Source organism: Methyloversatilis sp. S146-33 (genome assembly GCF_059552495.1).
In genome coordinates this window covers 1-1,440 of the sequence record NZ_JCANOT010000043.1, presented here as the reverse complement: position 1 = coordinate 1,440, position 1,440 = coordinate 1, and the positions used below count along the sequence as shown (strand labels likewise).

Genomic DNA, 1,440 nt, shown 5'->3' with positions numbered 1-1,440 from the left:
TCAACTTCTGCTTGTCGTCGCCGAACGCAATTGAAATGACGGCGAACAGCGCCAGCGCCCGTCGCGCAATGGCACCGGCATCTCGGATTTCGTCTTCCGGTCCTTCGTCGAAATAAGGTTCTTCCATTTGATATCTAACGTGAAGATGAGCGGACGCCGAAGGCGGTCCGCTCCAATGACAGGTTATGCAGTCGGCTCACGATTGCGCCAACGCCTCGCGGGCAACGGCTGAAACCCCTTCGGCAAGCTCGGCAGGCGTGGGCAAGAATGCAATGCGTTCTAGATCGGGTCGAATTGCCAACCTCAGTTCCGCCGATTGAGCCACGACCGTTTCGATGAGATGGAACTTCCATGTTTCGTCTTCGCCCGCCAGCACGCGACGCACATAGGGTGCGAGCGGGCCGCCAACTTTCGCTAGCGCAGGAGCAAGGATTTGCGCCACCGGCCAATTGGCATCCTGCACCCACGCCAGCAGTTGTTCCGCGACGGGCTCAATCTTTGACCAGCCCGCCAAGGCCGCAGAACTCGCCGTAGCAAGGTCAAACTTATCGCGCGGAATTAATAGCCGGTCAGGCTGCATAACGTTCGACATGAGCGGCATGCCACGGCTTGCCGGGGGCATGTCCGCTCGATGGAGGGGTTAGGCGCCACCCGCGGCCCCTTGCTGCTTCTGCAGAAGCACTTGCTCCAACCTTCTAGCGAGGTCGTGAACCCACAGCGCAGCTTCATTGGTGCTCGCGAGGGGACGGGGGTCACCCTGCTGCCCAAAGAACGGCCGGAGCTCCTTGAACGGCACCTCCGGACTCAGCTTCTTGAACATCGCAATGCAACCGGAACAGTATTCAACGAACCCGAAGACAATCTCAGAAACTACATTGTCCGGTTCGAACTCATCGATGAGGTACTGGTAGCGCTCAAGGACGCTGTCTTCGAGTGACTTCAACGGTTGCTTCAGAAGGCGCCTAACGTTTGAGTTCACCCGAGGGCAGAAGCGGGCGAAGCCCGCTGTGGCACTTCGGGTGCAACGAAGGGTTAGGCAGCACGGTCACTTGGTGCGGCCGCCAGGTGTGCGGATGAACTGCGGGAGATCACCGTAGCGCTCCTTTAACGCAAGCCAAGTCTCGTACCAGAGATTCTTGGATGCAAGAGGCCGGCAGAGTAGTGCTCGCTCGCTGCCGCGCACTAAGTACATAGCACCGTCAACGAACTCTACGGTGAGGCGAAGACGATAAGCATTGCGCATCACCTCTGACTGGTAGTGCGCCTCGCGGTCTTGGCGTTCCGCCATGCAGTGCTGCCTAACGACGCTGTAGAAATACCCCATCTCGGGGCAAGCGCTTGCTTCCGGCCGTCGCCGGTTCAAAGTTGTTCATCATCGTTTCAGCCTTCCGATCTTCGTTTCATCGTCGTCCCCTGACGTGTGCCGTGGCCGTTGCCGTG

The 1,440-nt window shown here is 58.8% G+C and carries 2 protein-coding genes; both read right to left on the bottom strand.

Features of this window, described 5'->3' with window-relative positions:
- Nucleotides 1–196: 196 nt before the first annotated feature.
- Entirely contained in the window at nt 197–601 is a 405-nt protein-coding gene (locus AC51BJ_RS18855) for a DUF5071 domain-containing protein (RefSeq protein WP_496281255.1), read from the bottom strand.
- Between the two features lie 39 nt (nt 602–640).
- Entirely contained in the window at nt 641–943 is a 303-nt protein-coding gene (locus AC51BJ_RS18850; RefSeq protein WP_496281254.1) for a hypothetical protein, read from the bottom strand.
- Nucleotides 944–1,440: the final 497 nt, after the last annotated feature.

What these genes read in the sequence shown, in the direction of transcription:
- AC51BJ_RS18855 (WP_496281255.1), bottom strand. Translation starts at nt 601, where the DNA reads ATGCCGCTCATGTCGAACGTTATGCAGCCTGACCGGCTATTAATTCCG.